This window comes from Caulobacter sp. AP07 (genome assembly GCF_000281955.1).
In the GTDB taxonomy this organism is placed as follows: domain Bacteria; phylum Pseudomonadota; class Alphaproteobacteria; order Caulobacterales; family Caulobacteraceae; genus Caulobacter.
Window position 1 is genome coordinate 1 of the sequence record NZ_AKKF01000104.1, and the last position, 3,217, is coordinate 3,217.

At 69.6% G+C, this 3,217-nt stretch carries 2 protein-coding genes, 2 tRNA genes and 1 pseudogene; 3 read left to right on the forward strand and 2 right to left on the reverse strand.

Annotation, left to right across the window (positions count from 1 at the left end):
• Positions 1–76: 76 nt before the first annotated feature.
• Both PMI01_RS06260 and PMI01_RS06265 read right to left on the reverse strand, forming a co-directional pair.
• Positions 77–150: transfer RNA gene (locus PMI01_RS06260), tRNA-Gly, on the reverse strand.
• 75 nt (positions 151–225) lie between these two features.
• Positions 226–311 (reverse strand) — tRNA-Tyr (locus PMI01_RS06265).
• Positions 312–482: 171 nt separating this feature from the next.
• Between PMI01_RS06265 and rlmB the strand changes: the two genes are divergently transcribed.
• From rlmB to PMI01_RS06280, 3 genes and pseudogenes are all read left to right on the forward strand, one after another.
• On the forward strand, positions 483–1,301 hold the full coding sequence (gene rlmB / locus PMI01_RS06270; RefSeq protein ID WP_035035021.1) for a 23S rRNA (guanosine(2251)-2'-O)-methyltransferase RlmB: 819 nt from the start codon (positions 483–485) through the stop codon (positions 1,299–1,301).
• A gap of 123 nt (positions 1,302–1,424) precedes the next feature.
• Positions 1,425–3,041 carry a stalk-specific protein StpX gene (locus PMI01_RS06275; protein ID WP_304412069.1) on the forward strand — a complete coding sequence of 539 codons (1,617 nt, stop codon included), beginning with the start codon at positions 1,425–1,427 and terminating at the stop codon, positions 3,039–3,041.
• A 42-nt stretch (positions 3,042–3,083) separates the two neighbouring features.
• Positions 3,084–3,217, forward strand: a pseudogene (locus tag PMI01_RS06280) (TerC family protein); the annotation flags it as partial.

Below are 3,217 nucleotides of genomic sequence, written 5' to 3' on the forward strand. Positions count from 1 at the left end.
GTTCGAACTTTTCCTTGGCCATCGTCTCTACCTTGCGCGCGTCCGGCGGTTGTCTGGGATCGTCTATATAGGGAGCTGGAGCGGGTACCGGGAATCGAACCCGGATCCTCAGCTTGGAAGGCTGCTGCACTACCTTTGTGCTATACCCGCCAAGCTAGCGGGGTCGCGATCGGCTCCCGGTCTCTGGCTTCGGGGCCCACACTTCTCGGGAGCTCTCGTCGCGCGTGGTGGGGGAAGCAGGACTCGAACCTGCGAAGGCGTACGCCAGGGGATTTACAGTCCCCCCCCTTTGCCACTCGGGACATTCCCCCAGCGCGCGACAGAGTTCCTTCAAAGCGGCCTTTCCTCATCCGAAACCGGCGGCGAACCGCCCGTCACGAAAAAGGAACAAAAGCTTCCTTGAGACCTGTGAGACGATGCTAAAGCAGCGCCGCCCTGGCTCTCGGAAACCCTCAGGGCCCCAAATCGGAGCGCGTCTTATAGTGTCCTCTCATTCCGAACGCAACGACCGGAGAAAGCCTTCTGCTCCCGGACGCGATATTCGTCACAAGCCCATGAAAAAACACGGCTTTCAAAAGAGCGGCGAGGACGCGAAGGACTGGATTTGGGGGACTCACGCCGTCGAGGCGGCGCTTTCCAACCCGGCCAGACCCACGCCGAGGCGCCTTTTGGTCACCGCCGATCGCGCCAAACGACTCGCCCCCGAGGTCGCCCGCCAGGGCTTCGTCCAGGTCATGGAAGGCGCCGACATCGGCCGCCAGCTGCCGGCCGGCGCCGTGCACCAGGGCATCGCCCTGAAGATCGACCCGCCGGAAGCGCTGTCGGTCTACGACCTGGGGACCCCCGCCCAGGGCCTGCTGGTGATGTTCGACCAGATCACCGACCCGCAGAACATCGGCGCGATCTTCCGCTCGGCCGTCGCCTTCGGGGCGCGGGGCGCGATCCTGCAGGACCGCCATGCGCCGGAGCTGTCGGGCGTGCTGGCCAAGACCGCCGTCGGGGCCGTCGACAAGCTGCCCTATGCGCGCGTGGTCAATCTTTCCCGGGCGCTGGAAGAGCTGACCGACCTGGGCTGGCGGGCCGTGGGCCTGGCCGGCGACGCCGAGCAGACCCTGGACCAGGTGCTGGACGGCCGTCCCACCGTGCTGGTGCTGGGATCGGAAGGCGACGGCGTGCGCCGGCTGGTCGCCGAGCACTGCGACGTGATGGGAAAAATTGCCATGCCAGGCGGCTTTGAGAGCCTGAACGTGTCCGCGGCGGCGGCGGTGGCGCTGTACGAAGCGTCGAAAGTTCGCCCGTAGGAAGAAACCAGTTCGTGAATCTCTCTTAACCGTTTTGATTTCGTCGCGATGACGTGGTTCTCTGAGCGCCTGTTCCGCAGGCGCTGCTGTGCGGAGAAATCGAACATGGGATCGGGGGACCCGATGTTGCATTACAAAGTCCGTTTGACGGCTCTGGCCGGCTGCGCGGTGGGCGTCTTGGTGATCGCGGGCTGTAGCGCCCGCGAGCCCGTCGAGGCGCCGCCCGCCTCGGCCGCGCCCGGCTATGGCGCCGTCGCCGAGACTCCGGAGCTGATGGGCGCGCCGCCGGTCGAATCGGCGCCGGCCGACGGCCTGCTCGGCGGTCCGGCCGGTCCGATCCAGGCCGTGCCCGTCCCGGTCCCCGTCCAGACCAGCAGCAGCTCGCGCCTGAAGACCTGGCGGCGCGCCGACGGCAAGCTGGTCACGGCCATGGCGCCGATCGCCAATCCCAAGACCCAGCATCGGGCCGTCCGCTACGCCCCCCGCGCCACCGCCGCGCCCGCGCGCCATCAGACCTACGCCGCCGCGGCCAAGCCCGCGCCGGTCGCCCATCCCGTGGCCAAACCCGCGCCGAAGCCGGCCGTGGTGGCCGCCGCGCCGGCTCCGCTGAAGCCCGTCGTCGCCGCCAAGCCGGTCGCGCCGCTGGCCAAGGCCCCGACACCGGTCATCGCCGCCGCCCCGGTCGCTCCCGCCCCGGTCGCCAAGACCGCGCCGGCCAAACCGCTGACCAAGCTGCAAAAGCTGCAGGCGGCCGTGGCCCCGGAAGCCACCAAGGGCGCCGTCCTGGCCTCGGGCGAAAGCCTGGCCAAGGGCCAGGAAGGCCAGGTCACCCTGTCGCTTCCCGCCACCCTCGGCGACATGATCAAGAAGGAGGCCCAGAAGCTGGGCCTGGCCAAGGCGGCCAAGAAGACCAGCGCCTATGCCGACCTGCAGGGCGAGGGCTACGAGATCACCCCGAACGGCCGCCAGACCGCCGTGGTCAAGGCCGGCGAGCCGGCCACCTTCGCCTGGCAGGTCAAGCCGACCCCCGAGGCCAAGGGCGCGCTGAAGACCGAGTTCGGCGTCGAGCTGAACGGGACCAAGCCGGCCCAGGGCTTCTCGCTCGGCTCGATCGCCAAGCAGGTCGTTCCGCTGCAGGACGTGGTCAAGGAACAGACCAAGGGCTTCAAGCTGGCCCTGCCCGACCTGGGCCGCTTCGAGACGGTCGACGTGCCGGGCCTGGGCAAGGTTCCGGGCAAGTCGGTGCTGGGCGGCGCCCTGGTGCTGCTGGCCCTGCTGATCCTGGTCGCCATCGCCCGCGGCAACTCGGCCGCCAAGTCCCGGGCCGAGCGTCGCCGCAAGTTCCGCACCCTGACCGACTACGGCCGCAACGAGATGGAGTTCGAGGCGCCGCAGACCTCCAACACCGCCTACGTCAACCCGATGGTCGCGGCCGCCGGCGGCGCCCTGGCGGGAGGCGCGGTCGCCACGGCGGTCAGCCATGGCCATGACGACCACGCGCCGGCCGAGCACAACCCCTTCGAGGCGCCGGCCCACGATCACGGCCATGACGACCACCACGTCGCGCCGCCGGTCGGCGCCGAGGCCCTGCCGGTCAGCGGTCATGACCACGTCGACGCCCATGCCGAGGATCACGGCCACGACGATCACGGCCATGACGCGCCCGCGCCCGCCGCCGATCCGGGCCATCACGACGACCACGGCCACGCCGCGCACAAGGAACTCGAGCCCGCCCACTAAGGGGCGCTTGCCAGACCGCCCCGCCTGACGCATTGAGGCCCGATGTTTGATGCGCTCATAGCCCAGGCGGGCGGGCTGGACGGCCCCTTCGCGGCCTTCCTGTCCGTCCTGATGATCGACCTCGTCCTGGCCGGCGACAACGCCGTCGCCGTGGGCCTGGCGGCCGGCGGCCTGCC

What these genes read in the sequence shown, in the direction of transcription:
- PMI01_RS06275 (WP_304412069.1), top strand. Translation starts at nt 1,425, where the DNA reads ATGTTGCATTACAAAGTCCGTTTGACGGCTCTGGCCGGCTGCGCGGTG.